General features: G+C 75.3%; 3 protein-coding genes. 1 reads left to right on the top strand and 2 read right to left on the bottom strand.

Translation table 11 applies throughout. From position 1 onward, the window contains the following. Nucleotides 1-506, bottom strand: a 506-nt coding sequence (locus CCN35_RS24445) for a DUF2510 domain-containing protein (protein ID WP_143631786.1), incomplete at its 3' end; no start/stop codon positions are given. A gap of 132 nt (nt 507-638) precedes the next feature. Then, the gene (locus CCN35_RS24440; RefSeq protein WP_086794374.1) at nt 639-2,012 is read right to left on the bottom strand and encodes an FAD-binding oxidoreductase; all 1,374 of its coding nucleotides are present in this window, start codon (nt 2,010-2,012) and stop codon (nt 639-641) included. A 92-nt stretch (nt 2,013-2,104) separates the two neighbouring features. Here CCN35_RS24440 and CCN35_RS24435 point away from each other — a divergent pair, with 92 nt between their 5' ends. Then, nucleotides 2,105-3,568 carry a tetratricopeptide repeat protein gene (locus CCN35_RS24435; protein ID WP_067388115.1) on the top strand — a complete coding sequence of 488 codons (1,464 nt, stop codon included), beginning with the start codon at nt 2,105-2,107 and terminating at the stop codon, nt 3,566-3,568. Nucleotides 3,569-3,626: the final 58 nt, after the last annotated feature.

The raw sequence follows: 3,626 nt of genomic DNA, 5'->3' as shown, positions 1-3,626 counted from the left end.
CCCGGGGCGGAGGCGCCCTGGGCCGGGAAGGTCTTCGGCGCCACCGGTCGGAAGGTCATCGTCTTCCGGTCGACCGGGGCGGCCGGAGCCGGGGCGCCGGAGTCGTCGCCCGGCGTTCCCGAGGGGCGGGCCTGCGCCATGTGGGAGATCCTCGGGTCGGCTCCCCAGGAGACACGGCGGTCCCGGTCGCCGCCGGGGCCGGACTGCTGGGAGGGGACGGCGCCCCACGCCGGCGCCGGCTCGCCCGGGGCCGGGTCCGGTTCGGGTGCGGACTCGGGAGGGTCCTCGTCGAAGAAGTGGGGGCCCGTCTCCTCGACCGCCGCGGGCTGCGCGGGGCGCACGCCGGGCGGCGGGCCGAGCCGCTCGCCCTTGGCCGGTGCCGGCCGGCTGGTGCCCGGTACCCAGGCGGAGCCGTTCCAGTACCGGACGTATCCAGGAATGGACGGGTCCGGGTACCACCCCTCGCGGGGCCTGTCCTCACCGGGTGCCGGGGTCGGGGCGCTCATGTCCGTCGTCCCATGTCTGCTCGGGGGTCGTATGGGGGCTCCACATCTACCAGACCGGGGCGCCCGGTACCGCAGGTCCGTCCGGACCTACTCCTTTCCGGGCAACCTCGCACATGTACTCAACAGCCGTGATCAGAACAGTTTGCCAGGGTTGAGGATGCCCAGGGGATCGAAGACCTTTTTGATCGCCCGCTGCATCTCGATCCCCACCGGGCCGATCTCCCGCGCCAGCCACTCCTTCTTCAGCACGCCCACCCCGTGCTCGCCCGTGANNTCGTCGAAGGACTCACGGGCGCGCCGCGACTCGTCGGGGTCGCGGGCGTCGAAGCAGACGGTCGGGTGGGTGTTGCCGTCGCCGGCGTGCGCGCAGACCCCGATGGTGAGCCGGTACTTCTCGGCGATCCGCTCGACGCCCTGGAGCAGCTCGCCGAGCCGGGACCGCGGCACGCACACGTCGTCGATCATCGTCGTGCCCTTGACCGCCTCCAGCGCGGTCAGCGACAGCCGCCGCGCCTGCAGCAGCATCTCGGACTCGGCGGCGTCGTCGGCGGGCACGACCTGGGTGGCACCGGCCGCCTCGCACAGCGCGCCGAGCGCGGCGAGGTCGGCGGCCGGGTCCGGGGTGTCGTAGGCGGCCAGCAGCAGCGCCTCGGTGCTCTCCGGCAGGCCCATGTGCGCGAAGTCGTTGACGGCCTTCACCGTCGTGCGGTCCATGAGCTCCAGCAGCGAGGGCACATGTCCCTCCGCCATGATCCGGCACACCGCGTCGCAGGCCGCGGTCACGGAGGCGAACTCGGCGGCCAGCACCAGCGGCTGCGGCGGCTTCGGCCTCAGTCCCAGAACGGCGCGCACGACGATGCCGAGCGAGCCCTCGGAGCCGACGAACAGCCGGGTCAGGTCGTAGCCGGCGACGCCCTTGGCGGTGCGGCGGCCGGTGGACATCAGCCGCCCGTCGGCCAGGACCACGTCCAGGCCGAGCACGTACTCGGCGGTGACCCCGTACTTCACGCAGCACAGGCCGCCGGAGGCGGTGCCGATGTTGCCGCCGATGGTGCACATCTCCCAGCTGGAGGGATCCGGCGGGTAGTACAGCCCGTACTCGCCCACCGCGCGGGACAGCACGGCGTTGACGACGCCCGGCTCGACGACCGCGATCCGGTCGACCGGGTTGATCTCCAGGATGCGGTCCATCCTGGTCAGGGACAGCACGATGCAGCCGTCGGAGGCGTTGGCCGCGCCGGACAGGCCGGTGCGGGCGCCCTGCGGGACCACCGGGACGCGCAGCTCGGTGGCGGTGCGCATGACGTGCTGCACCTCTTCCACCGTGCGCGGCAGGACGACGACGGCCGGGACGCCGGACGGGCAGAAGCTCGCCATGTCGTTGGCGTAGGAGACCGTGACGTCGGGATCGCTGAGGACCGCATCGGCCGGCAGGCCCGCGAGGAGCCGGTCGGTGAGGCTGCCCCGGGCTTCGTCGGGGACGGTTGTTGTACGGCTCACGAACACAGCGTCGCACTCACGGCCATCGGTGTGAACCCGTGGGCCTCGTCCCTCCGCCTTCCGGATTGCGATAGTCGTATTGACGCACAGTGTGCGCCATGGAGAACCCTCTGCAGAGCCCGGCCCCGGCGCCGCCGGTCCGGCCGCGCCGCCCCTTCCCTCTGCCTCCTCTGCTGCGCCGGGTGCTCCTCGTGCTGCTCGTGGCGGGCGGCGTGCTCGGTGCGGTGCTGCTGGCGCCACCGGTCGAGCGGCCCGCGGTGAGGGCGCCCGCGCCGGCGCCCGGACCGGGTCCCGGGCGGGCGGCGCTGACCGCGCTGAGTGCCGGCGCACCGGCCTCGCCGCCCGGGCTGACGGCGCTGATCGCCGAGCGGGAGCGGCATCTGCGGGCGCAGCCGCGGGATGCGCGGGCCTGGGCGGTGCTCGGGGTCGCCTACGTCGAACGGGGGCGGCGCACGGCCGACGGCGCGGACTACACGAGGGCCGAGGCGGCGCTGAGCACCTCGCTGCGGCTGCGCCCGGAGGGGAACGTCCGGGCACTGGAGGGGCTGGCGGCGCTGGCGAACGAGCGGCGGGACTTCGCCGCGGCCCGTTCCTGGGGCGAGAAGGCGCTGCGGGTGGAGCCCGGGCGGTGGACGGCGTATGCGCTGCTGATCGACGCCTTCCTCGGGCTGGGCGACCACGAGGCCGCCCAGGAGGCCCTCGACGAGCTGCTGCGCCGGCACCGCTCCCCGGCCGTGATGGCCAAGGCGGCGGCCGTGTACTGGAGCCGGGGCTGGCGCGAGGACGCGGCGGCCCAGCTGTCGGACGCGGCGGCCTCGGCGGCCTCGCCCGTCGAGCGGGCCGCGTATCTGGAGCAGGCCGGCCGCATCGCGTTCGAGCGCGGGAACCTCAGGGAGGCGCTGCGGTACTTCGACACGGCGCTGCGGCTCGACCCCGGCCTGCGGACGGCGGAGGCCGGACGGGGGCGGACGCTGGCCGCGCTGGGCCGCACGGCGGAGGCGCTGACGGCGTACCGCAGGGCGCTGGCGCAGCAGCCGCGGCCCGAACACCTCCTGGAGCTGGGCGAGTTGTACCAGTCGCTGGGGAGGCGGCAGGAGGCCGCGGCGCAGTACGCCCTGCTGCGGACGCGCATCCGGCACAGCGCGGCGGCCGGCGTCGACGAGGAACTGGTGCTGGGACGGTTCGAGGCGGACCACGGCGACCCCGAGTCCGCGGTGCGGCGGCTGCGCGCCGAGTGGCGGCGGCAGCCGGGGACGGCGGTGGCCGACGCCCTGGCGTGGGCGCTGCACCGGGCCGGGCGGGACCAGGAGGCGCTGACGTTCGCCCGGAGGGCCACGGAGACGGCCGGGGGCGGCGGGGTGCGCAACGCGCTGTACGCCTATCACCGGGGGATGATCGAGCGGAGCCTGGGGCGGCCCGGTCCGGCCCGGCGGCATCTGGAGAGGGCGCTGCGGACCAACCCCTGCTTCTCCCCGCTGGCCGTGCCCGAGGCGCAGGCGGCGCTGGCGGAGCTGGGCGAGCCGCCGGTGACGGGGGCGCCCGGGGACGTCACCGGGCGGTGACCCGGGACGGAAGCGGTCCGCCCGCCGCACGGACGGCGCGGCGGGCGGGTGTGCACAC

It is taken from the genome of Streptomyces thermovulgaris, from assembly GCF_002155915.1.
Lineage (GTDB): Bacteria > Actinomycetota > Actinomycetes > Streptomycetales > Streptomycetaceae > Streptomyces > Streptomyces thermovulgaris.
Note: the sequence above shows the minus strand (reverse complement) of the source record. Positions and strands in the feature narration are given on the sequence as shown.